General features: G+C 40.6%; 22 protein-coding genes and 1 riboswitch. Of the genes, 14 read left to right on the forward strand and 8 right to left on the reverse strand.

Annotated features, from left to right (window positions below; all coding sequences use genetic code 11):
- Positions 1–26: 26 nt before the first annotated feature.
- The gene (locus ACQYAD_RS11640) at positions 27–1,043 is read right to left on the reverse strand and encodes an LLM class flavin-dependent oxidoreductase (protein ID WP_430238333.1); all 1,017 of its coding nucleotides are present in this window, start codon (positions 1,041–1,043) and stop codon (positions 27–29) included.
- A gap of 370 nt (positions 1,044–1,413) precedes the next feature.
- On the opposite strand from ACQYAD_RS11640, the gene ACQYAD_RS11645 reads away from it, so the two are divergent.
- Entirely contained in the window at positions 1,414–2,400 is a 987-nt protein-coding gene (locus tag ACQYAD_RS11645) for an acyltransferase family protein (RefSeq protein WP_430238334.1), read from the forward strand.
- Between the two features lie 300 nt (positions 2,401–2,700).
- On the opposite strand, the gene ACQYAD_RS11650 is transcribed toward ACQYAD_RS11645, so the two are convergent.
- Together ACQYAD_RS11650 and ACQYAD_RS11655 are read right to left on the reverse strand one after the other, a co-directional pair.
- Entirely contained in the window at positions 2,701–3,213 is a 513-nt protein-coding gene (locus ACQYAD_RS11650) for a MerR family transcriptional regulator (RefSeq protein WP_430238336.1), read from the reverse strand.
- A 56-nt stretch (positions 3,214–3,269) separates the two neighbouring features.
- Entirely contained in the window at positions 3,270–4,148 is an 879-nt protein-coding gene (locus ACQYAD_RS11655; protein ID WP_430238338.1) for a MerR family transcriptional regulator, read from the reverse strand.
- 226 nt (positions 4,149–4,374) lie between these two features.
- On the opposite strand from ACQYAD_RS11655, the gene ACQYAD_RS11660 reads away from it, so the two are divergent.
- The gene (locus tag ACQYAD_RS11660; RefSeq protein ID WP_430238339.1) at positions 4,375–5,211 is read left to right on the forward strand and encodes a DMT family transporter; all 837 of its coding nucleotides are present in this window, start codon (positions 4,375–4,377) and stop codon (positions 5,209–5,211) included.
- Positions 5,212–5,247: 36 nt separating this feature from the next.
- On the opposite strand, the gene ACQYAD_RS11665 is transcribed toward ACQYAD_RS11660, so the two are convergent.
- From ACQYAD_RS11665 to ACQYAD_RS11675, 3 genes are all read right to left on the reverse strand, one after another.
- Positions 5,248–5,913 carry a DUF975 family protein gene (locus tag ACQYAD_RS11665; RefSeq protein WP_430238341.1) on the reverse strand — a complete coding sequence of 222 codons (666 nt, stop codon included), beginning with the start codon at positions 5,911–5,913 and terminating at the stop codon, positions 5,248–5,250.
- Between the two features lie 20 nt (positions 5,914–5,933).
- Positions 5,934–6,722, reverse strand: coding sequence for a Cof-type HAD-IIB family hydrolase (locus tag ACQYAD_RS11670; RefSeq protein WP_430238342.1), 789 nt, complete (start codon positions 6,720–6,722; stop codon positions 5,934–5,936).
- A 205-nt stretch (positions 6,723–6,927) separates the two neighbouring features.
- The gene (locus tag ACQYAD_RS11675) at positions 6,928–7,146 is read right to left on the reverse strand and encodes a hypothetical protein (protein ID WP_430238344.1); all 219 of its coding nucleotides are present in this window, start codon (positions 7,144–7,146) and stop codon (positions 6,928–6,930) included.
- Between the two features lie 103 nt (positions 7,147–7,249).
- Here ACQYAD_RS11675 and ACQYAD_RS11680 point away from each other — a divergent pair, with 103 nt between their 5' ends.
- The 9 genes from ACQYAD_RS11680 (at position 7,250) to ACQYAD_RS11720 (ending at position 14,388) form a co-directional block, all read left to right on the forward strand.
- Positions 7,250–8,086, forward strand: a complete 837-nt coding sequence (locus ACQYAD_RS11680) for a formate/nitrite transporter family protein (RefSeq protein ID WP_430238346.1) — start codon at positions 7,250–7,252, stop codon at positions 8,084–8,086.
- Positions 8,083–11,064: a formate dehydrogenase subunit alpha gene (gene fdhF / locus ACQYAD_RS11685; RefSeq protein ID WP_430238348.1), complete on the forward strand. Its 2,982-nt coding sequence runs from the start codon at positions 8,083–8,085 to the stop codon at positions 11,062–11,064. Before ACQYAD_RS11680 ends, fdhF begins: the two co-directional genes overlap by 4 nt.
- Complete coding sequence (locus tag ACQYAD_RS11690) at positions 11,039–11,524, forward strand: DUF1641 domain-containing protein (RefSeq protein ID WP_430238349.1); 486 nt, start codon at positions 11,039–11,041, stop codon at positions 11,522–11,524. Before fdhF ends, ACQYAD_RS11690 begins: the two co-directional genes overlap by 26 nt.
- Positions 11,525–11,539: 15 nt before the next feature.
- The gene (locus ACQYAD_RS11695; protein ID WP_430238351.1) at positions 11,540–11,746 is read left to right on the forward strand and encodes a heavy-metal-associated domain-containing protein; all 207 of its coding nucleotides are present in this window, start codon (positions 11,540–11,542) and stop codon (positions 11,744–11,746) included.
- 18 nt (positions 11,747–11,764) lie between these two features.
- The gene (locus ACQYAD_RS11700; RefSeq protein WP_430238353.1) at positions 11,765–11,905 is read left to right on the forward strand and encodes a hypothetical protein; all 141 of its coding nucleotides are present in this window, start codon (positions 11,765–11,767) and stop codon (positions 11,903–11,905) included.
- A gap of 149 nt (positions 11,906–12,054) precedes the next feature.
- A riboswitch (PreQ1 riboswitch) is annotated at positions 12,055–12,097 on the forward strand.
- Between the two features lie 50 nt (positions 12,098–12,147).
- Positions 12,148–12,807, forward strand: a complete 660-nt coding sequence (gene queC, locus ACQYAD_RS11705; protein ID WP_430238354.1) for a 7-cyano-7-deazaguanine synthase QueC — start codon at positions 12,148–12,150, stop codon at positions 12,805–12,807.
- A 4-nt stretch (positions 12,808–12,811) separates the two neighbouring features.
- A complete protein-coding gene (queD, locus tag ACQYAD_RS11710) occupies positions 12,812–13,288 on the forward strand; it encodes a 6-carboxytetrahydropterin synthase QueD (protein ID WP_430238356.1) in 477 nt (158 codons plus the stop codon).
- On the forward strand, positions 13,281–14,009 hold the full coding sequence (gene queE / locus ACQYAD_RS11715; protein ID WP_430238358.1) for a 7-carboxy-7-deazaguanine synthase QueE: 729 nt from the start codon (positions 13,281–13,283) through the stop codon (positions 14,007–14,009). The genes queD and queE overlap by 8 nt, the downstream gene beginning before the upstream one ends.
- A 115-nt stretch (positions 14,010–14,124) precedes the next feature.
- Positions 14,125–14,388 (forward strand): metal-sensitive transcriptional regulator, encoded by a 264-nt coding sequence (locus ACQYAD_RS11720; protein WP_430238359.1) that lies wholly within the window; start codon positions 14,125–14,127, stop codon positions 14,386–14,388.
- A 282-nt stretch (positions 14,389–14,670) separates the two neighbouring features.
- On the opposite strand, the gene ACQYAD_RS11725 is transcribed toward ACQYAD_RS11720, so the two are convergent.
- Positions 14,671–17,055: an immune inhibitor A domain-containing protein gene (locus ACQYAD_RS11725; protein ID WP_430238360.1), complete on the reverse strand. Its 2,385-nt coding sequence runs from the start codon at positions 17,053–17,055 to the stop codon at positions 14,671–14,673.
- A gap of 262 nt (positions 17,056–17,317) precedes the next feature.
- Between ACQYAD_RS11725 and ACQYAD_RS11730 the strand changes: the two genes are divergently transcribed.
- Positions 17,318–17,518 carry a hypothetical protein gene (locus tag ACQYAD_RS11730; protein ID WP_430238362.1) on the forward strand — a complete coding sequence of 67 codons (201 nt, stop codon included), beginning with the start codon at positions 17,318–17,320 and terminating at the stop codon, positions 17,516–17,518.
- A gap of 152 nt (positions 17,519–17,670) precedes the next feature.
- Here ACQYAD_RS11730 and ACQYAD_RS11735 read toward each other — a convergent pair whose 3' ends face one another.
- Positions 17,671–18,204: a YceI family protein gene (locus ACQYAD_RS11735; protein ID WP_430238364.1), complete on the reverse strand. Its 534-nt coding sequence runs from the start codon at positions 18,202–18,204 to the stop codon at positions 17,671–17,673.
- 252 nt (positions 18,205–18,456) lie between these two features.
- Between ACQYAD_RS11735 and ACQYAD_RS11740 the strand changes: the two genes are divergently transcribed.
- Together ACQYAD_RS11740 and helD are read left to right on the forward strand one after the other, a co-directional pair.
- On the forward strand, positions 18,457–19,317 hold the full coding sequence (locus tag ACQYAD_RS11740; protein ID WP_430238366.1) for a hypothetical protein: 861 nt from the start codon (positions 18,457–18,459) through the stop codon (positions 19,315–19,317).
- Positions 19,318–19,439: 122 nt separating this feature from the next.
- Positions 19,440–21,794, forward strand: a complete 2,355-nt coding sequence (gene helD / locus ACQYAD_RS11745; RefSeq protein WP_430238367.1) for an RNA polymerase recycling motor HelD — start codon at positions 19,440–19,442, stop codon at positions 21,792–21,794.
- The last annotated feature ends 9 nt before the right edge of the window (positions 21,795–21,803 follow it).

Here is a 21,803-nt window from a genome sequence, read left to right on the forward strand (position 1 = left end):
AAAAGGAAACCTAACCTTTTTTGCATTTATTTATTGGGATTAAAGATTTCCGCCAGCAATTCATATGAATGCAGTCGCGCCTGATGATCATAAATTTGTGCGTTTACGATTATTTCATCTGCTACATTTTTATCGAGAAATGCCTGAAGCTGTTCTTTTACTGTTTCTTTGGAACCAACTATGTTTGCAGCTTGCCGCTGTTGAAGCAATGCCTTCTCGTACTCAGTTGCCAATTCATCTATGTTATCAACTGGAGGCTGCAACTGACCCGGATTGTTGCGAATCAGACTTAAAAATTGCTGAGCCATTGAAGTTGCCAGCCGCTTTGCTTCCTCATCCGTATCCGCTGCGATCACATTGACTCCAACCATCGCATATGGCTTTTCGAGCACTTCAGATGGCCGAAAGTTTCGGCGATAGAGTTCAAGCGCCTGTAAAGTGTTTTCTGGGGCAAAATGGCTTGCAAATGAGAAGGGCAATCCGAGTTGGCCAGCCAGCTGGGCACTATAACCGCTTGATCCAAGCAGCCATATTGGGATGTCAGCGCCTTCTCCGGGAATTGCACGGACAAACCTTTTTCCTGATGGTTGTGCTTTAAAATACTCGCGCAGTTCGGCCAGCTGTTCAGGAAAATCCGAACCATCACTGCGGCGGTCACGTCTTAGTGCATGTGCTGTAAGCTGATCTGTCCCAGGTGCGCGTCCGAGTCCTAGATCAATTCTTCCTGGAAAAAGAGCGTCAAGCGTACCGAACTGTTCAGCAATCACTAGGGGGGCATGATTCGGGAGCATCACTCCGCCGGAACCAACCCGGATTGTCGATGTATTTGCGGCTACATGTCCGATTGCAACAGCTGTGGCTGAGCTGGCAATTCCCGGCATACTGTGGTGCTCTGCCAGCCAATATCGGTGATAGCCCCACTTTTCAACATGGCGGGCTAAATCGGCTGTGTTTCTTAAGGCGATTGCAGGGGTACCGTCTTTTATAATCGGTGCTAGGTCAAGCACGGAAAAACGGGTATCACTTAATTGCTTTTGTACCATTTGAACATCTTCCTTTGCGAAAAAATCTTTCAAGACTTCCTAAGAAATTCTATCAATAATAGGATGGGTTTCAAAACAATTTGTTTTCATTTGTAATTTTTTCTGAAAATAAAGACGGAAAGTCATATATCCGCTAGGTTAATTTACCTATTTTTAGGAAGTGGGCTTGGCTTAAGTTTAAAGTAAGGAATGTGTGGTAATGTATTTTGGCAGGAGTGTGCGGAAGGCTTGTTATTCGAGTGAAAAACAGCAGTAACCACCCTGTCATAATAAAATTGTACAATTGGTTTTATGTGGGGTGCCAAATTGGTCAAGGGAAAGCAGAATTTGTAAAAAAGTCTTGGGAATTTTTCGTAATTGAGGTGATAGAATGGGTTTAGCTTCAAATAGGAGTCAATATTTTGATAATGCGAAATTTATTTTGATTTTTTTAGTGGTATTTGGCCATGTGATCAGTCCGTTAAAGGGAAAAGACAATTTTCTATTTACGCTTTATACAACGATTTTCTTATTTCATATGCCTGCTTTTATCTTGATTTCCGGGTATTTTGCGAAAGGATATCGGAAGAAAGGATACTTGCTAAAAGTAGCGAAAAAAATATTGCTACCCTATTTAATTTTTCAAGTTATTTATTCGTTATTTTATTATTGGAGCGGTCAGGAGGATTCACTAACCATTAACTTGCTGCGCCCTCACTGGACATTATGGTTCCTCTTAAGTGCATTTTGCTGGAACGTTTTTCTATATCTTTTTGCCAAATTAAAATGGTATGGATTTGCCATCTCTCTATTGATGGGTGTTGGCATCGGTTATTTCGATCAAGTTGGCAGTTTTTTAAGTATTTCAAGGACTTTTGTGTTTTTTCCGTATTTTCTCCTTGGGTTTTTATTAAAGCCGGAACAATTGAAACGGCTAATAAAAGCAAAATTTTCCCTCCCAATTGGAATCGTCATTATGACTGCAACATTTATTTTATTTGGAACAGGTTTTCCGAAAGATTCCGTTTCCTGGCTTCTAGGGGATACATCGTATGCGGGAATGGGGGGCGAAGAGTGGACAGACGGCTTGATACGGGCATTGCAATACGCAGGAACATTGCTTGTTGTATTCAGCTTTTTGGCTTTGATTCCTTCAGCAGAATTTAAATTAACTGTTATTGGTGAACGAACGCTATATGTCTATCTTTTCCATGGATTTATTATACAACTAACAAAGGCATTTCTTTCAGACGATGCTTTGGATGCCATCTCCGGACAGTATTTCGTGCTGATCGTTTTCTCTTTCCTTATATGTTTATTGCTCGGAAGTTATTTGATCAAAAAATATACAAAGCCATTAGTAGAATTACGACTATAAAGAAAGCTCGCCGATTGGCGAGTCTTTGGCGCTTCATGAAGCGTAGTTGCCCTTAATGTGACAAAAAGGTGACAAATACGGATAAATGACGAAAGTCCGTGGATAAAAGAGAAAAGTCTGCGGATAAACGTTAAACATTCGCGGATAAATGTAAAAATTTCGCGGATATCTACAGAAAACGCGCGGATAAAAAGGAACTCGCCAAAGTAAAGATAAACGATAAATATGTTATGTAAACTCGATAAAATAACAAGAGAATCATCCATCCGTATATGGTGATTCTCTTGTTATCTGTGCATATTAAAATCCAAACAAAAAACGGACAATGTTTTTCTTTTTTACCTTTCGAGGTTTTACTGGCTGGTCGAGAACAAGTGGTTTTTCGGATGTAGACTTTACTTTTCTTTCATTCTCCAGCACTTCGATACGGTGACAAAGAAGCTGAATCTGGTTTTGCAATTCCTCAATTTCTTGCCGATGCTGTAATAGTTGATAGGATGCAACGGAATCGGCTTTGGCATTCAATTTAACCTCCAGTTCACCGATCCGGGCGGAAAGTTTTTCGATGCCTTCTTCGGAATGCTGTTTTACAACACCTTTTCGCGGTTTTTTCATATAGAGTGGGGCGATATCTTGGAGAAGAGCACCATTTTGAATCTGCTCCTGAATGGCTTTTAAAAGTTCAACATTTTCCTCGTTAAAAATATAATGCCCCCGCTCATTTTTATCCATTGGCAATTCCAATTGTTTAACCCAGCGCTGTACAGTGCTGATCGATACTCCCAGCATTCTTGCTACTTCACTCGAATTCATCCTGCATTCCTCCATTTATTTTTTAATTTTAATCCACTTTTACCATTCGTTCATAATTACCAGAATTGCCACCATTTTTTCATGCGCGAGGGAGCAGTTTCTCGAAAACTGGAGAGCATGGTTTGAAAAGCCATTTCGCGCTGACGGATTTCATGGCGAAACTGTTCAAGATCTTCTGCATAATTTTCCCGTTCTTTCTCAATCGTTTCAGTTAAAATCTCAATTCCATTATTTGTTGCATCGATATAATGAGCGAGTTCCTCGGATGTTTCCGATAACTGTTTGGATAAAGTATAAATCTCTTCAGATGTCTCAAGTGCTTGACCGGCAATACGATCCGAAATCGTTTGATATGTTTCGGTTGTTTTTTCAGAAATTTTTTCAACCGCATCGGTCAATTCCGCCAATTCTGCTTGAGTGGTTGCACTTGATTTATAAATAGAATTAGACAATGATTTTACGGTGTGAAGCATGCCATTGGAGATTTCTTTCTTCACTTCATCGACTACTTCTTTTCGAACCACATTGCGAATCTCGTCCTTTACTTCGTTTAAGAATGTTTGCTTATACGTATCCATTGCAGCAAAGAATTCTTCTGAATGGCGATCAAGCTCTTCTTTTTCCATCAGTTCTTCAGGAAGAACGGTGATGGAAGTGGTTTCGAGCGGCTGTGGAATGAGTTCGACAACCGTTTCTTGTTTTTTCGCCACTTGTTTTTTTTGCCATAATTCCCGGATGGTGTGTCTTTTCGAATGTATTTGCGAAAGTTCTTTGATTTCGAATAAAAGTTCAAGCTCAGAATCTGTATAAAAACGTGCACCTTGTTTCGTTCGGGGAATTGTCAGCAAGCCTTCTAAATCTTTTTCCCACTGTTTCAGCTTGCTTGGGGGGACAGAAATTTTTTTGGAAACTTCGTTTAAGGTGTAAGCTTTCATTCCTTTTTTCAACCCTCTCTATATAAATCGATCTATTATCTTATTCACCATTGTCCTGCCGGTTTTCCTGCCGGTTGACAAAAGCTATCAAAACAAGTGTCGATTCCCTAAATACCAACAAATTTTCCGGTTAATCAGGGCGTAGATTCGTGTTAAAAAAAGATTGTGAATACTTGTGGAGCGGATTAAAATAAAGTGGGAAACATATCAGGAGAGAAGGAACAGTATGTGGGTTATTGCAGCGCTTATTACAACGTTGAGTTTTGGGGCAAACAATACGATTTTTAAATGGAGTACAGCAAAAGGTTTGTCGAAAGTACATATTCAGTTCTACTTTTATTTTGTCGCATTTTTGCTAACGGGTGGGTATGGCATCATTACTGGTACTTTTCGTTTGAATGGGCTCACCTTGATTTTGGGTACCGTGATCGGGGTTTTAAATGCAACGGGAAATATCCAAATGTCAAAGGCATTTGAAAAAGGGCCGGCCAGTTTAACTTCGCCTCTAATTGGCACAAACGCGATCTTGCCTATTTTAAGTGCAGGACTTATTTTTCACGAGCACATTACGAGTCTTCAATGGGTTGGAATTGTGGTAATGCTTGGATCTGCGGTAATCATTCAATACTCCCCATCAGCAAACCAAAATATCAACTATTTGCCATGGGTTATACGTGTGATCTTTGCTATTTTGGCTTTTGGAATGTTAGGGATCTTAATGAAGACAAGTTCGTATCTTCATATTGATTCCCTAAGCACACTTATTTCGATGTACGGTGGGGGAAGCGTTTATTTAGCTGTTATCAGTTTGCTGAAAAAAGAAAAATGGCGCCAGCACGAAGTTGCGACAGGGGCATTGGTCGGGTTGATCAGCATTCTTGGCTATAGTTTTTATTTTTACGCACTTAAAGTCGGGATCGCTAGCATTGTATTTCCAATTGTGAGCCTAAATTGTCTTGTTGTCGTATTGGCGGGCTATTGGATCTTTAAAGAAAAATTAAAAATGTACCAAATTATCGGTGTCTTTTCCGCATTACTCGGCATTATCTTTACGAAGATTTAAGCTTAAAAACCGTTCCAGCTTTGGAACGGTTTTTTTCTAAAGCTCTACTTTCTTGCTACCATTATCTTTTGGCAGTTTCTCGTAAAAAGCAGCAAGAGAAGCGGTATAGTATGGGATAATCCAGAGAAAAGCGATGCCGATTGTAAAGATTCCAATGATTGCCCAGCCGACAAAACTGAGCAACAGTAGAAAATAGTTTCCTTTATACCCATCCATCAATTTTCGGCTTTTAGTGATGGCTTCGTTTATTCCGATGTTCTGATCATCTTTTAAAATAAAATAAATTTGGGAGTATGCTATCGCTTTGATGATACCAGGGATAAGAAGCAGCAAACTCCATAAAATTGTGTACAATGTCGATAAAAAATAGATCCCCAACACCTTAAAATAGATTGAGGCATCAAAGGCATGAAACAACTTTTTCACTGAAACAGGGTTGCTTCTTTCCATATCAAGAAAGACGGAGTAATAGCCATAAATCACTGGACTTAAGGCAATTGTAAAGATCCAGGAAACCAATTGTGCACCTGCTGGAGGATTGTCGCTATTGCTCCATGCGTTGAATCCCCCGCTAAAGAGAATTTCCATCAATAAGGGTATGAATGAATTAATGGCAAAAGTAAGAATTGAAAAAAGAATGGCCAAGCCCCATTTCCCTTTCAAAGCTTGTTTCGCTTCCCATTTTATTTCACGTATTTTCAATATTTGTTTCCCCCTATTCGTTAACCAAGTAAAGCTAGTTGCTTTAAACCATTGTATATGCCGGAATCTGTAACACTTGTCGTTTTATGTTTTGCAAATTTAAGTAATTCCGGGTGGGCATTGCCCATTGCAAAGCTTTCTCCGACGCTCTGCAGCATTTCTTTGTCATTTAATCCATCGCCAAAAGCGATAGCCGCTTCTTTTTCTATTCCTAGATGCTGTAAAACCTTCTGAATGCCGGCTCCCTTATTGACCGTATCACGAATAACATCAAAGCAATGCTGCATTCCTTCAATGTTGACTTGAGACAAATGGATTCCGTTATTTTTTTCATAAAAAAATTGCTCGTTCTCCTTTAAATTGATCAGCGTCATTCCTAATACGCGGTCACGAATAGCGGGAGAATACAGTTCATTTTGATAAAGGTGGAACTTTTTCATAAACTTTTCGACATCGGGGTTCTCCATGGTTGTAAAAGCATTGGAATTGTTTGTATAAGCAACAATTTCATGATGGTGAACCGCAGCAATTTTAAAAAAGTCATCAACCGTTTCGGCTTGCATTGGTTGTTGAAAAAGATCATCTCCATTATAGATAGCATAAGCGCCATTATAACCAATGTAAGAGGAAATACCAAGTTCATCTGCCAGTTCTTTAATTTCATGGATCGGCCTGCCTGTTGCCAAAAAAACATCCAATCCTATTTTCTGTACCTCATAAACTGCTTTTTTTGTAGATGTTTCAATTTTGTCATCAGGTGTCAGGATTGTACCGTCAATATCTAGAAAAAGTGCTTTAAATTGAGTCATCTGCAATACTCCTATCACGATTATTCTATGTATCCTTCCATAGTCTAACATGTTTTGTCAATTATACCATAGCTGGCGGTTAAAAAAATTTGATGTTTGACTTGAGAATGAAAACCGATCATGAAAAAGAAGCTTTTAGCAAAATATTTATTTTTGTTTAATTTATTTAAAAAGGGTAAAAAGATCAGTAAGATCTTTTTACCCTTTATGGCAGTAAATAGATTTCATGGTAAGGAGGTTTTTCAAGCTTTGAGGAATGTAGCTTTCCGTTTGCTACGAGGTCTTTCAAAGCCTGTTCCACTTCTGACACTTGAAGATCGAGAAGATTCGCGACTTTAACAGTTGAGATCGACATGCATTTCGGGCTTTTTGTTGATGAATGAATCATTCCTTGAATATAGCTGTATAGTTTTTCACGTTCCAAACTGCTTCCCTTCTTTCTTTAAAAATTAGATCAGTTTCGAAGAACTATTAATAAAATTCCCATGGATGTAAATATTATTACAGAACGAATAGGAGGATCCAATATGGCATTTTTAAAACCAGATGAAATTGCAAAATTAACAACAGAAACAGGCACAAAAAAGGCGAATCTTCCGATACCAAGTATTCTTTCCTTGGGTTTTCTTGGCGGTGCATTTATCTCCATTGGTTACTTGTTGGACATTCGAGTGACAGCGAGCCTGCCGAAAGATTGGGGAACATTTGGGTCGTTTTTGGGCGCATCGGTTTTCCCGTTGGGACTCATTTTGATTGTTCTAGCTGGGGGGGAATTGCTCACAGGTAATATGATGGCAGTTTCAATGGCCTTTTTCGCCAAAAAAATTTCGTTTGGAAGGCTAGTCAACAACTGGATTTGGATTACGGTAACAAATTTCATCGGCGCTCTGTTTGTTGCATATGTATTTGGCCAATTAGCGGGCTTAACAAGCGATGGACCGTTTTTAGCGAAAACAGCGGCATTTGCACAAGGCAAAGTTTCGGAACCATTTTGGCCAAGTTTTTTTTCAGCGATCGGCTGTAACTGGCTTGTTGGGTTAGCTTTGTGGCTTTCGTATGGTTCGGAAGAAATGAGCAGTAAGATTTTGTCCATTTGGTTTCCGATAATGGGCTTTGTCGCCATCGGCTTTCAGCACGTCGTTGCGAACATGTTTGTCATACCAGCAGCCATTTTTGCCGGCCAGGCGACGTGGAGCCAATATATACAAAATTTTGTTCCGGTTTTTTTAGGAAATGCTGTTGGCGGTAGTATTTTTGTTTCTCTATTGTATTGGGTTGCCTACAAGCCCTATTTTTTCAAGGAATTGCAGGAGAGCGAATTAAAACATAGAAAACTGTCGGAAAGAAGGAGGAAACAGCTTTGAAAGAAACAACTTTTTCGGTTGAAATTAATGGAAAAGAATATGAAGCGAAACCAGGGCAAACCATACTCGAAGTGGCCAGGGATCACGAAGTGTTTATTCCTTCAATCTGTTATCATCCAAACCTTGGCACAATCCAAACCTGTGATACATGCTATGTAAATGTAGGCGGCGAAATGGTTCGTTCCTGTGCAACGAAAGCAGAGCCGGGTATGAAAGTCGACAGTCTTTCCGAAGTCGTGAAAGACGCACAGTATGAGGCAATATCGCGGATCTTAAAAAACCATGAACTGTACTGCACAGTTTGTGACAACAATAATGGAAACTGTACGATTCACAATACGGTTGAATTAATGGACGTTGAACATCAAAAATATCCATTTAAGGCAAAACCTTATGCCCCAGATAACTCGCATCCTTTCTATCGGTATGAACCGGATCAATGCATACTGTGCGGCAGATGTGTGGAAGCGTGCCAAGATTTGCAGGTAAATGAAACGCTGACGATCGACTGGAGCAGAGAAGTTCCCAGAGTGATTTGGGACAATGATGTTCCGATTGATCAATCCTCTTGCGTTTCCTGCGGGCATTGTGTAAGCGCCTGCCCATGCAATGCCTTAATGGAAAAATCAATGCTTGGAAAAGCCGGATATTTAACTGGAATTCCGCCTAAAATTTTAGGTCCAATGATTGACTTGACAAAAGAAGTAGAACCTGGATACAGGGAAATTTTTGCAATCTCTGAAGTAGAATCTGCCATGAGAAAATCCCGAATTAAGCGGACGAAAACAGTTTGTACATACTGCGGTGTCGGCTGTAGCTTTGAAGTTTGGACAAAAGACAGAGAAATTCTGAAAATTCAAACACATACAGAAGCACCGGTAAATGGAATTTCCACCTGTGTGAAAGGGAAATGGGGTTGGGATTTTGTCAATAGTGAGGAACGTTTGACAAAGCCGCTCATTCGAAAAGGGAAGGAATTTGTCGAAGCAACTTGGGAAGAGGCATTGGATCTTGTTGCTGAAAAACTTGGCGGAATTAAACGGAAATATGGAGCTCAAGCGATCGGTTACATTGCCTCATCCAAATGTTCGAATGAAGAGAATTATCTATTCCAGAAATTTGCTAGGGCAGTGATGGGAACAAACAATGTTGACAACTGTTCGCGCTACTGCCAATCGCCTGCAACTGCAGGATTGATGCGAACTGTTGGGTTTGGCGGAGATTCAGGAACGATTCACGATATTATGAAATCGGAACTTATCATTGTCGTTGGAGCAAACCCGGCTGAATCTCATCCGGTATTGGCAACAAGAATCAAACGGGCACATAAATTGCATGGACAAAAGTTAATTGTCGCTGATATAAGGAAAAATGAACTGGCACAAAGAGCTGATTTTTACCTTCACCCAAAACCAAGTACGGATTTAATTTGGCTGTCTGCTGTAACAAAATATATTCTGGATCAAGGCTGGGAAGACAAAGAATTTCTTAAAACCAGAGTTAACGGTTTTGAAGAATACGCCAAATCATTGGAAAAATATACACTAAGTTTTGCAGTTGAACATACAGGTTTAACTGAAGAAGAATTAATCAAACTGGCTACGATGATCCATGAAGCAAAATCTGCATGCATTTTATGGGCAATGGGCGTTACTCAGCATATGGGTGCTACAGATACAAGTACAGCCATTTCTAATTTGTTGTTAATTACTGGAAACTATGGCCGTCCAGGCACAGGCGCATATCCGTTAAGGGGTCATAACAATGTACAGGGGGCCTGCGACTTCGGGACAATGCCAGCGTGGATGCCAGGATATGAACCGGTTCAAGATCCAGATATTCGGAAGAAGTATGAACAAGCTTGGGGCGTTAAACTGCCGGAAGAGCCCGGTATGGATAATCATCATATGGTTGAAGGCATGGACAAAGGCAAAATTAAAGCACTTTATCTTTTTGGAGAAGATATGTCACTTGTCGATGCCAACTCAAATCATGTGGATGCTGGGTTTGAGCGGTTGGAATTCTTTGTCGTTCAAGATATTTTCTTTAGCAAAACTGCCCAGTTTGCCGATGTTGTTCTACCAGCGGCACCAAGCTTGGAAAAAGATGGAACATTCACAAACACGGAGCGAAGAATTCAGCGTTTTCATAAAGTATTTGAACCACTGGGCGATGCAAAACCGGATTGGGAAATCATCCAAAAAATTGCCAATCGGTTAGGAGCAAACTGGAACTATCGGCATCCAAGTGAAATTATGGCTGAGGCAGCAAGTCTTGCCCAAATGTTTACCGGTGTGAGTTATGAACGGCTTGAAGGCTGGGAAAGCCAAGTTTGGCCGGTTACAAAAGAGGGGAAAAGTACACCCCTATTATACACAAACCGGTTTGCGCTCCCCGATGGAAAAGCACGGGTGGTTCCTGTGGATTGGACTCCGCCATTTGAAGCCGGAAAAGAGTTTGATCTTCATCTCAACAATGGGCGATTATTGGAACACTTTCATGAAGGCAATATGACTTACCGTTCCGAAGGGTTAACCCATAAAGTTCCACATCCATGGCTTGAAGTGTCACTGGAACTAGCAAAAGAACGAAATCTCGAGGATGGCGCGCTGGTTGGTTTAACCTCTCCATATGGCCATGTGGAAGTACGAGTCATTGTCACTGATAGAGTAAAAGGAAATGAACTGTATTTAACAATGAATACAAGAGAAGACATGGAAGCAGTGAATCGATTAACAAGCAGCTATCATGATATTATCACCCATACCCCTGCATACAAGGAAACAGGGGTCAAGTTGGAAGTTATCGAGACGAAAGGTGAGCCGCCATTGCCAAAGCACAACCACAGGTTTGGCAACCGTGTGCCGCAATTAAGCGTAAAGGTTGAAGAAAAATGGAACCGCGCGGATTTCACACCAATACCTGAATTATTTGAAGCCAGGGGGGATGAACATGGCGAAAGCCACAACCTTCATTAGAAAACTGAATGAGAATAAAGCAGAAGAGAACAACCAAGCCATAGCTGAAATGATGGAAGAACTGGCAAACAATCGTCAAGCGATTATGGAAGGAATCCATATTTTAAAAGGCCTGCATGATATAGGAGCGCTTCAGGCGCTCCAGGCATTATTGGAGCAAAGAACTGCAATAGGTGAGATTGCGATTCAGCAAGTCAATCAGCCAAAAATGCACAATGTTATTAAGAATGCAATGACCGCATTTGGTTTTTTAAGTTCTCTGGATCCTCAAAAAATGAATACCCTTTTAGACGGCGTCAGCCAGGGGTTTGATCGGATTCCTGAAACAAATGAAAAACAAAGCCTTTGGGCTCTGCAAAAGCGTTTTTGGACACAAGAAATACGCGCTTCCTTAACCGTTGTTGTCAATTTTCTAGATGGAATGGGAGAAGCATTTTTGCGAAGAGAAAAAGAACGTTAGGAAAGGAAGATCGCAATGGAAACAGAAGTTTTCAATGTGAAAAACATGAACAGTCAAGAGGATGCTGATAAAATTCTGGCTTCCATAGAACATGTCTGGGGATTATCAAAGGCAGAAGTCAGCCTGCTAAAGAAGGAAGCCACTGTAACGTTTGATGAACGGATGGCTTCCACGCAGGACTTTGTTCAAGCAATTGTTGAGACTGGCTTCGATTTAAATTAGAAAAATGAGGTGGTTCGAATGAAGATTTGCGAAGTTTGTGGCGCCAAAGAAGAGGTTGAAGCGAACGAAGAAGAATCCTTTTCTTCCGTTATTTTGCATGTGTGCGAAAACTGCCGTGAAGATCGAAAATTATCGCATTTTGAAGACTTTATTTTTTAAAACAGCAGAAATCTATTGGTTTTTTATCGGTTGTATAGCAAGTGCTATCATTTGTATAGCACTTGCTATTTTTTTTCTTGCTTTATTTTACATGACATTCATTCGAAAACTATGCTATAGTATTGGTAAATTGAACAAAATCCGCCCCGGCGGTAGAGGTTCTAGCTACCCTCTTTAAAAAACTAAGGAAAACAGCCTGCTTTCTTAGTAGTGCTGTTTTTCTATTTAAAGGAGATACATGTATGAAAAACGGAAAAGCAATTGTTGTTTTTAGTGGAGGACAGGACAGTACAACATGTTTGTTCTGGGCGCTTAGCCAATTTGATGAAGTGGAGGCAGTTACGTTTAATTATAACCAACGTCATCGGCTGGAAATAGATTGTGCCAAAAATATCGCAAATGAGCTGGGCATAAAGCATCACATCCTGGATATGTCGCTTTTAAACCAATTGGCTCCAAGTTCATTAACAAGAGATGATATTGAAGTAAAAGATGGGGTGGATGGAGGATTGCCTTCATCGTTTGTTCCCGGAAGAAATCTGGTCTTTATCTCGTTCGCCGGTATTTTAGCCAGTCAGATTGGCGCGAAGCATATCGTAACGGGTGTTTGTGAAACTGATTTTAGCGGCTATCCGGATTGCCGGGACGTTTTTATCAAATCGCTAAACGTATCCTTGAATCTTTCAATGGATGCTGAATTTGTGATCCACACGCCACTTATGTGGCTTAATAAAGCAGAAACATGGAAGTTGGCAGATGACCTGCACGCTTTAGACTTTGTCCGAGAGAAAACATTGACTTGCTATAACGGTATTATTGCAGATGGATGCGGGGAATGCCCTGCTTGTAAATTAAGAAAACGCGGGCTTGAGGACTACTTAAGAGTTCGGAAGGAGTGTTAAGATCATGTATGGATTTCGCATCGTTGATAAGCTCCAAAAAATGAATGAGGACATCCAAAAAAGCCAGTTAAAATACCATTCTAAACGCGTACTCGTCAGTAAGGAATTCACATTCGATGCCGCTCATCATTTACATGAATATGAAGGAAAATGCAAGAATCTTCACGGCCACACGTATAAAGTGGTTTTTGGAATCAGCGGATTTGCCGATGAACGCGGTTTAGTGATTGATTTTGGAGATATAAAAGAAATTTGGAAAAACGAGATCGAGATTTTTTTAGATCATCGGTATTTAAATGAAACACTGCCGCCAATGAACACAACTGCTGAAAATATGGTTGTCTGGATTTATGAACAAATGGCGACCGCGCTGAAAGCTCGTAGTGCCGACTATAATGGTGTGAGAGTTGAATTTGTCCGTCTGTTTGAAACGCCGACGAGCTATGCTGAGGCGCGAAGGGAGTGGATGGACAATGAGTAAAATACCAGTTATGGAGATTTTTGGACCGACGATTCAGGGAGAAGGGATGGTCATCGGCCAGAAGACAATGTTTGTAAGGACGTCGGGTTGCGATTACACGTGTAGCTGGTGTGATTCAGCTTTTACCTGGAACGGAACAGCAAAAGATGAAACAAAAATGCTGACAGCCGAAGAGATTTGGTCAGAGCTAAAAAGAATTGGCGGCAATGGCTTTTCTTTTGTAACCATTTCAGGTGGAAATCCGGCATTAATCAAACACCTAGACAACTTGCTAAAAATTTTAAGGGACCGGAACATAAAAGTGTGCCTCGAAACCCAAGGAAGCAGGTGGCAGGACTGGTTCATGAATATTGATGAGCTAACGATTTCACCAAAGCCGCCAAGCTCCGGTATGAACACTGATTTTGCCATATTGGATCAAATCGTTGCCAAAGTAAAAAACAGAGCGGCCGATCAGCATGTTAGTTTGAAGGTTGTCGTTTTTGATGATCATGATTACGTATATGCAAAAAAAGTGCATCAGCGTTATCCCGGAGTACCTTTTTTCTTGCAAGTCGGAAACGACGATCTGACTGCAGGGGATGACCAAAAACTACTAAATAGCCTCCTAAGAAAATATGAGTGGCTGATTAACAAAACAATGGAGGACGAAGAATTTCAAGCGGTAAGAGTCCTTCCGCAGCTTCATACGTACGTTTGGGGCAATAAACGGGGAGTTTAAAATGCTGTTGCTCGATAGAGGTGTTAAGGAAAGAACGCTAATTAAGAACGATTGATTGAATCTAGACTTTCACCGAAAAATCGCTTAAAATGATTATCAACAGAGGTGAAAGAAAATGGTATACACTGACAAGACCATTAACCGTTTAAAACGTGTAGAAGGACAAATTCGTGGTATTTTACGCATGATGGAAGAAGGCAAAGAGTGCAAAGACGTTATTACCCAATTGTCTGCTGCCCGTTCGGCGATTGATCGGACCATTGCTGTCATTGTCAGCGCTAATCTGGAACATTGTATCCGGGAATCGATTGATTCGGGAAATGATGACTCCTCCAAACTTGTACAGGAAGCCGTAAATATGCTTGTGAAAAGCAGATAAAATCAAAAAGATCGGCTTAAAGATCATACAAAAAAGCGCCTATTCAATATGAATAGGCGTTTTTTTAGCTAATCAGAATTTATATGGATAAATTCTGAACGTATAAGGGCAACTACGCCTCTGTCTTCGCTAAAGGCTCGCCAATCGGCGAGTTTTCTTTAACAGAAGCTTGCTGACATTTGTGAAGATGAACATAGCTGATCAATGCCGGAATATATAATGTTTCCATACCATGGACACTAAAAAGCCCCTTCCGAATCGAACGGAAAGGGCTTTGCCAGCTTATTTATAGAGAACAACAGAACCGACTGAATGGTCTTTCGATTGGCCATTTACGCGAATTTTTAATCCATATGTGCGAATGTCACGGCCTGCATCCGGCATAAACGGATTTAAATACGAATTGTTGTCATTAAACAATGAAACGGGTTTTTGGCTTGGCTCCACTAGTGTCATATAGCCATAATCCAAATTTAAGCCGGAGGTTGGATTTAGGCCAAAAGCGGCGTCCGCAACATGATAGCGCGTCTGGGCTTCTTCACCAGTGCTCCATTTTAAATCCGTTGCCGGATGGGAATCAACGACTCCCAGGAAGCCTCTTCCAGGATGTACCCCCGTCCAGTTGTCTGTGAAGCTGTCATCTACATACCAAACAACCAATCCGCCATCATAGCTCATAATCGAGTTGCCGCGTTTAATATGGGCAAGACCTTGATCGACGCCTTGCGGATTGCGCCATTCAAGCAGGTAATAGTGGTCGCTGTATTTATTTCCATCAAATTTGGTAAATCCATTTAACGTAAAAGGTGATGTGGCATTTTCGGCACCATCTTCGAGAATGGTTTGCCCATCCGCCGTAACAATTATATTGTCAGCAAAGAATCCAGTGTAGGAGGTACCCCAGTCCGTTGCGTAGCGGAGTCGAAGCTGAATTTTTTGACCTGCATAGGGTGTCAGATCAAACGTTTCTTTTTGCCAGCCGTTTGAATTTCCTGTAAATCCAGGCATTGAATCAATAATTGTCGGGTAGCCTTCCGGAACAACATCTGAACGGGTGTTATTGTTTCCTAGCGATTTCCACGTTTGGCCGCCGTCCGTTGATACCTGAACAAATGCAAAATCCCACTGTTCTTCAATATCATACCACGCATCAAATGAAAGGTTCGCAGACGACTTACCGGTTAAATCCACGGTTGCAATCATATTGCTATCCATTTCATCAGCCTGGCCGCCCCAGTATTCATAACTGCCTGTTGGCGTATTAACCGGCGTTTTCTTTTGCGGCAAATTTACCCGGATGGCCTGGTTGTTTTGGCCAAGAGGAGAGTTCGCCTGGTCAATCAAGAATTGGGTTCCTTTCGAAGAAACTTCATTCCAATTGACAACTGTCGGCGCAGTCCATTTTCCGCCAAGGGTGGTTTGGAAAAATTGCTTGGCAAACGGCGAGAAACCTGTTGGCTCGGCACCCGGAATTTTACCTGCCCAAGAACCGCTAGCCATAATAGACCAGTAGCCAATGGCTTCGCCGGCACCGGAATAAATCGTATCATATTCATCAGGAAGACCCAAATCGTGCCCATATTCATGGGCGAACACGCCGGTAGCACCATCCTCAGGCATCATCGTGTAGTCATAGAATCCGGGCAAGCCTTTTCCTAGACCGTCCGGGTCATAGAAGACAGCAGAGCGATGCGACCAGATTGCATTATCACCAAGGGATCCTCCTCCGGCTTCCTGTCCCATGCCAGAATGAATGATTTGCAAATGGTCAACCAAGCCGTCCGGCTCCCAATAATTACCGTCACCATCTAAATCATGCGGATCTTCCAAATCGTAATTTTGAAGAGGAATCCCGGCAGCCTTTGCTGCATCATAAACATCTTTTACAAGCTGTCTGGCTCCTCCGGGCGCTACATTGTCATGCCCGCCGTTTGAGTTGTCTGCACCGTAATAAGCAGCTGTATGCGGTACTTTAAGCCAGCCATATGCTTGCCCGTTTATAGTGTACGTTCCCCCAGACTGTTCCTCATAAAATTGTTTTTGCGAAACTTGATCTTCCCCATTTGGCCCCTTGTATTCGCCTTTATTGCCGAAGATCATTTTTTGATAGTGGTCAATATTGTAGTCGCTGTAATAGTTATCTGTTTCTTCCGGTTTGATGCTATTATGCGGCAAATCAGAAAACTCCACGACCAAGGTTAACAATTTTCCTTGCTTTTGGACACCAGGAGAGGCTCCTTCCTGAATAGGAGAGGGATTTCCTTTTAGCTGACCATTTTTGTTTCCTTTTCCTTTTAAAAGCCCTTTGTTAAAATCCTTAAATTTCTTTTGTTTCTTGGCGTCTGCCGTTTTTACCTTTGGAGCTAAAGGATCATGGGGGAGGTTCTTGTCTTTTTTACCTTTCAATTCTAAATACGTTTGCAAAGCTTTTTGTTTTTCTTTGTCGCTGGCATTTTTGGCAATGATTCCTCTTTTAATGAGGGAATTCAATAATTTTTCGTCATTGACAATTGCTAAATCAAGTGAACTGCTGCTTTGAGATACAGTTGTTTCATATTTATGTAACAAATCTTTGCTGGAAGAATTGCTGTAGTTGCCAGGAAAGCCGGCAAATAAAGTCCCTGCTAGAACAGCTGTTGAAAGGCCTGTTTTTAGAATTTTTTTCAATAAAATTCCTCCTTTGATATTTTTTGTACACAATTACATAATATTTCGAAAATTGATTGAAAGAAAGGGTAAATTTTCCTCTTTTTTTGATTGGATTCTACAAAATTGTAAAAAAAAATCTGCAATACTGTCGGAAAACTGAGTAAATGGTCACGATGTTGATTGTGAAAATACATATTTAGGAATAGTGCAGAACGGGATAAGCCACTATAAATAGGGAAATAGAATAGGGAGCATGATCAAAACAGAAGGAGGAGAGAACATGCCGTATATTAAAGGTGATCTTATATCAGGGCAATTTGACAGCGGGGAAAAAGTTTTTTCTCTCCAAAAAGTAAAAAATTTCCCGATTCAAACCGAGTTAAATGAAAAGTTAACCGATCATTTGTATCGTTATTTAAAAGTAAATGAACAGGATGAAGCAGGGCTGATTTTGACCTTGTACGATCGATGCCAATTATGATTACTAGAAATGAAGTTCAACAGCTATTAAAGGATTTAGAGCGCGTGAAACATCTTTTTCATTAATGGAAACCGATTGGTTGTTCCGCAGGAAGAATCGTGCAAGTCAAAAGGCTGTCCTCGTTCGAATGTGAGGACAGCCTAGATCAGCAGTTATTCAGCTTTTGCTGCTTCGATTTGAAGGTTAATTTTCACTTTGTCTCCCACAAGCACACCACCAGTTTCAAGTGCCGAGTTCCAGGTTAGTCCATACTCTGCACGATTGATCGTTCCTTGTGCGCTAAAACCGGCCTTCTCATTTCCCCAAGGATCTTTCCCTTGGCCTTCAAACACAACGACAAAGATCTCTTGATTGCTAAATCCATGAAGTGATAAATCCCCAGTGACCTCGTATTCTCCTTCATCCAGCTTCTTAATGGAGGTGGAACGGAAGGTCATGGTTGGATAGTTTTCTACATCGAAAAAATCTGCTGAAAGCAAATGGGCATCACGGTCTTTATTTCTTGTATCGATGCTATTGATATTTACGGTAAACTCAATTGAAGCGGTTGTTAAATCTGTTACATCTGCTGCTACTTCTGCTTGAAAATCATGAAAGGTTCCTTTTACGTTTGCAATCATCATGTGGCGAATCGAAAAATCCACACTGCTATGAGCCGGATCAATCGTCCATTTTGTTTTGGTCATTTGAAATTCCTCCTCTGGATTGTTTTGAAGTTAACTATCTTCAATTTGAGATAAATCATTTCGAGATAAATTATATGATGGTTTTTCCTATCTGTCAAATGTTTTTTTAAACCTTCAAAAAATTCATTCTTGTAGTTAAACCGATTTGATAAATTCAGCATTTAAGGAACATACTATAAGAACAGCGCATGACCTAAACGAAATTTGTGATGATGATTTGTAAAAAATGATGCTGTGAAATGAGAGTGCGTCATGAACCGATTAAACAAAAATAGTTTTCCTTTTCTGATTTTGTTTGTGTTTCATTCAGTACTCATGGTTTACTCTTTTTACAAGTCGAAAAATAAGAAAAAACTATTTATTTTGTTGATGTCAAACATCGGTTTGGCCTATGTATTTGAGTATGTTATTTTAAACGTGCTGCATGCTTACAAATACAAACCGAAAGTTTTTAGAGTAAAAGAGCTGGACAATGTTTTCGGCGGTATTTTATCACAGGCTATTTTTGTCCCTTTTACAGCTATATTTTTAACAAGCAATCAATATGGTTGGAAGGCCAAAACTCTTTTTACCGCTTATTTTGCACTGATTGAAAATCTGTTTATCAAATTAGATGTTTATCGACATCAATGGTGGCTAACTATCTATAGTTTTCTTCTTTTTCCATTTTATTTTCAGTTGAGTGATTTTTGGTATAACCAGCTGCAAAAAGGAAAGCCGCTTATTCGCTTTTTGTCATTATTTTTTATGACGTTTGTTTCTGGGATCAATTTATTATTCGCATTATCTGTTAATCGCAAGTTTAAATTTGGGCGGGGAAGGTACTATTCGTGGAGCGAACATTTTGTTATAGCACCGATATACACTTTTCTGCTCTCATTTCTATCAACATTTCTTTTCAGCAGGAAGAATAACTGCGCTTCGTGGCTGTTGATGCTGGCCATTTCAACGAGTATTGAAAAAATCATGATCAAACTTAAAATTCTAAAAAGTAAACTGCAGCGCCGATTTATTAGCCAGATTTTGCATGTCTTGATGATCGTTTTGATTGCCATCTTTCGAAAATGGATTTATGCACAAGAGGAGAAATCGTACTATAACGGAAAAGAGTAGGTTGGATTTCTTGCTTCTAGAGGAAAACGCATGGCAAAATAAACGGTGATTGAATAGTATAACTATCCATTATCCGTTTTAGGTGAAATTAGTTTCATTGTCAAGTTGGGGGAATGACAAAAATGTCTGATGAACAATCTTTTGAATGGAAAAAAGAACAGGAAAGAATAGAGTTTATTGGCGAATCGATTGATGCAAAGGTTAGAAAACTGCTGGGCAGCGCTGGATCCGTCAGTAAAGATGTTTTAAACTTGCGCAGAACGTTTTGGGAAGATGTAACGGTCAATTTTGATGAAGCAGATGACGTTGCGGAAACAGCTGCCAGCATTAAGCAGCAAGCAGAATTACTTTCGGAAAGAGAGCGGACGCATATGCAGCTGGATCAACAGTTGCAAACCCTTGCCCGCTTAAAATTTTCCCCTTATTTCGGAAGAATTGATTTTTCAGAGACAGGAGAGCAAGGGAGCGAAAAAGTTTACATTGGTATTGCTTCGCTTATGGATGAAAAAGACGAAAACTTTTTAATCTATGATTGGCGAGCCCCTATTTCAAGTTTGTATTATGACTACGCACCCGGACCTGCTCACTACATAACTCCAGGCGGGATCATCGAAGGCGAGATGAAATTAAAACGCCAATTCTTGATTAGAGCCGGAGTCTTAAAAGGCATGTTTGAAACAGGAATCACGATTGGCGATGAAATCCTTCAGGAAGCTCTTGGCGAGAATGCAAGCAATCAAATGAAGACAATTGTTGCGACAATCCAGCGAGAACAAAACCAAATCATTCGTAATGAGCGGAGCAATCTTCTTGTTGTCCAAGGAGTTGCTGGAAGCGGTAAAACGTCAGCGGCCCTGCAGCGGGTTGCTTATTTGCTCTATCGCCATCGCGGTACATTAAACGCGGACAATATTTTGTTGTTTTCGCCCAATCCTCTCTTTACTAGTTATGTGGCAACCGTTCTCCCAGAATTAGGGGAAGAAAATATGCAGCAATCAACGTTTCAGGAATTTATTCAGCAAAGAATCGGCCCTGAATTTGAAGTGGAAGACGCCTTTAGCCAAATTGAATTTTTGCTTAATCGGGCAGAAGATAACACGTTAAAAGAAAAAATGGCGGCGATTCGCCTTAAGGGGAGCCTGGCTTTTAAACGGCTGCTGGATGAGTATGCCGAAAGTTTATCCAAAGGCGGTTTGTTGTTTCATGACCTTATTTTCCGGAAAGAAATCGTTGTTTCAAAACAAATGATTGACGATTACTTTTATTCACTTGATCCAGGTATTTCGATTCCAAATCGCCTCCAGTTTGTAAAGGAATGGCTGCTAAAAGAATTAAAGAAAAAAGTCAAGCAGGAGCGCAAAAAAGAGTGGGTAGAAGAAGAATTGCAATACTTGGAAAAAGAAGATTACATGGAGGCTTTTTCCAGGCTTTTATCTAAAAACCATTATTCAGATAAAACCTTCGATGATTTTGACCGTGAGCAAAAATTACTGGCAGAAATGGTCGTAAAGCAAAAGTTCAAACCATTGTTTGCGAAAGTGAAAAAATTAAAATTTGTTGATCTGGCATCAATCTACCGTCATTTTTTTGAAAAAGGGAGCGAAGAGAAAAAAGTAGCAGGCGTTTCGTGGGAAGCAATCTGCCGGCAAACGATCAGCCAATTGGAAAAAATGCAGGTATCCTATGAAGATGCTACGCCGCTCGCTTATTTGCAAGATTTACTTGAGGGTCGGCGTTCATCAACGTCGATTCGTCATGTATTCATTGACGAGGCCCAGGATTATACCCCGTTCCAATTCGCGCTGATTCAACACTTTTTTCCATATAGCAAAATGACCTTGTTAGGCGACTTTCATCAAGCTATTTTCTCCGGCGCAACCGGATCGCCGTCTGTTATAACGGAAATTTTTAACCAGGGTGATGAAGTTGAGAGGATTGAACTGTTAAAAACGTATCGTTCGACAAAACCGATTGTTGAATTTACGAAGCAATTGCTTGACGATGGGGAAAAGATTCAGCCCTTTAATCGTTCGGGTGAAAAGCCAACAGTGACGCTCGTTCGTGCGCCGCAATTAATCCCGAAAATCCTCGAAGAAATTGTTCAGTTGCGTGAAAAGGGTTTGGGTACAATTGCCGTCATTTGCCGGACAGCAAAGGAAAGTCAAGAAGTTTTCAGCTTATTAAAAAAACATATTCCTGTTCATCTTGTTGAAAAAGCGACCATTACATTTGAAAGAGGAGTATCCGTTATTCCTGCCTATCTCGCCAAAGGGATCGAATTTGATGGAGTCTTGTTATACGATATTTCCCAATACAAGCGGGAGCATGAACGAAAGCTGTTTTATACCGCTTGCACAAGGGCGATGCACGAGTTGCATCTGTTTTCTTCCTCCGGGATTAGCCCCTTAATGAAGAACGTTCATCAGGAAAAATATATTTTAGCAGCAGATGAAACAGAAAACCACCTCAGCCGCTGAACGGAGGTG

The organism is Neobacillus sp. SM06, assembly GCF_050496765.1.
GTDB lineage: Bacteria > Bacillota > Bacilli > Bacillales > Cytobacillaceae > JAEVLT01.

Excerpts from the sequence above, each read along its gene's own strand:
- ACQYAD_RS11655 (WP_430238338.1), bottom strand. The coding sequence starts at position 4,148 with ATGAAAGCTTACACCTTAAACGAAGTTTCCAAAAAAATTTCTGTCCCC.
- ACQYAD_RS11645 (WP_430238334.1), top strand. The coding sequence starts at position 1,414 with ATGGGTTTAGCTTCAAATAGGAGTCAATATTTTGATAATGCGAAATTT.
- helD (WP_430238367.1), top strand. The coding sequence starts at position 19,440 with ATGTCTGATGAACAATCTTTTGAATGGAAAAAAGAACAGGAAAGAATA.
- ACQYAD_RS11640 (WP_430238333.1), bottom strand. The coding sequence starts at position 1,043 with ATGGTACAAAAGCAATTAAGTGATACCCGTTTTTCCGTGCTTGACCTA.
- queC (WP_430238354.1), top strand. The coding sequence starts at position 12,148 with ATGAAAAACGGAAAAGCAATTGTTGTTTTTAGTGGAGGACAGGACAGT.
- ACQYAD_RS11730 (WP_430238362.1), top strand. The coding sequence starts at position 17,318 with ATGCCGTATATTAAAGGTGATCTTATATCAGGGCAATTTGACAGCGGG.
- ACQYAD_RS11650 (WP_430238336.1), bottom strand. The coding sequence starts at position 3,213 with ATGAATTCGAGTGAAGTAGCAAGAATGCTGGGAGTATCGATCAGCACT.
- ACQYAD_RS11670 (WP_430238342.1), bottom strand. The coding sequence starts at position 6,722 with ATGACTCAATTTAAAGCACTTTTTCTAGATATTGACGGTACAATCCTG.
- ACQYAD_RS11680 (WP_430238346.1), top strand. The coding sequence starts at position 7,250 with ATGGCATTTTTAAAACCAGATGAAATTGCAAAATTAACAACAGAAACA.
- ACQYAD_RS11720 (WP_430238359.1), top strand. The coding sequence starts at position 14,125 with ATGGTATACACTGACAAGACCATTAACCGTTTAAAACGTGTAGAAGGA.
- queE (WP_430238358.1), top strand. The coding sequence starts at position 13,281 with ATGAGTAAAATACCAGTTATGGAGATTTTTGGACCGACGATTCAGGGA.
- ACQYAD_RS11660 (WP_430238339.1), top strand. The coding sequence starts at position 4,375 with ATGTGGGTTATTGCAGCGCTTATTACAACGTTGAGTTTTGGGGCAAAC.
- ACQYAD_RS11695 (WP_430238351.1), top strand. The coding sequence starts at position 11,540 with ATGGAAACAGAAGTTTTCAATGTGAAAAACATGAACAGTCAAGAGGAT.
- queD (WP_430238356.1), top strand. The coding sequence starts at position 12,812 with ATGTATGGATTTCGCATCGTTGATAAGCTCCAAAAAATGAATGAGGAC.
- ACQYAD_RS11735 (WP_430238364.1), bottom strand. The coding sequence starts at position 18,204 with ATGACCAAAACAAAATGGACGATTGATCCGGCTCATAGCAGTGTGGAT.
- ACQYAD_RS11740 (WP_430238366.1), top strand. The coding sequence starts at position 18,457 with ATGAACCGATTAAACAAAAATAGTTTTCCTTTTCTGATTTTGTTTGTG.
- ACQYAD_RS11700 (WP_430238353.1), top strand. The coding sequence starts at position 11,765 with ATGAAGATTTGCGAAGTTTGTGGCGCCAAAGAAGAGGTTGAAGCGAAC.
- ACQYAD_RS11690 (WP_430238349.1), top strand. The coding sequence starts at position 11,039 with ATGGCGAAAGCCACAACCTTCATTAGAAAACTGAATGAGAATAAAGCA.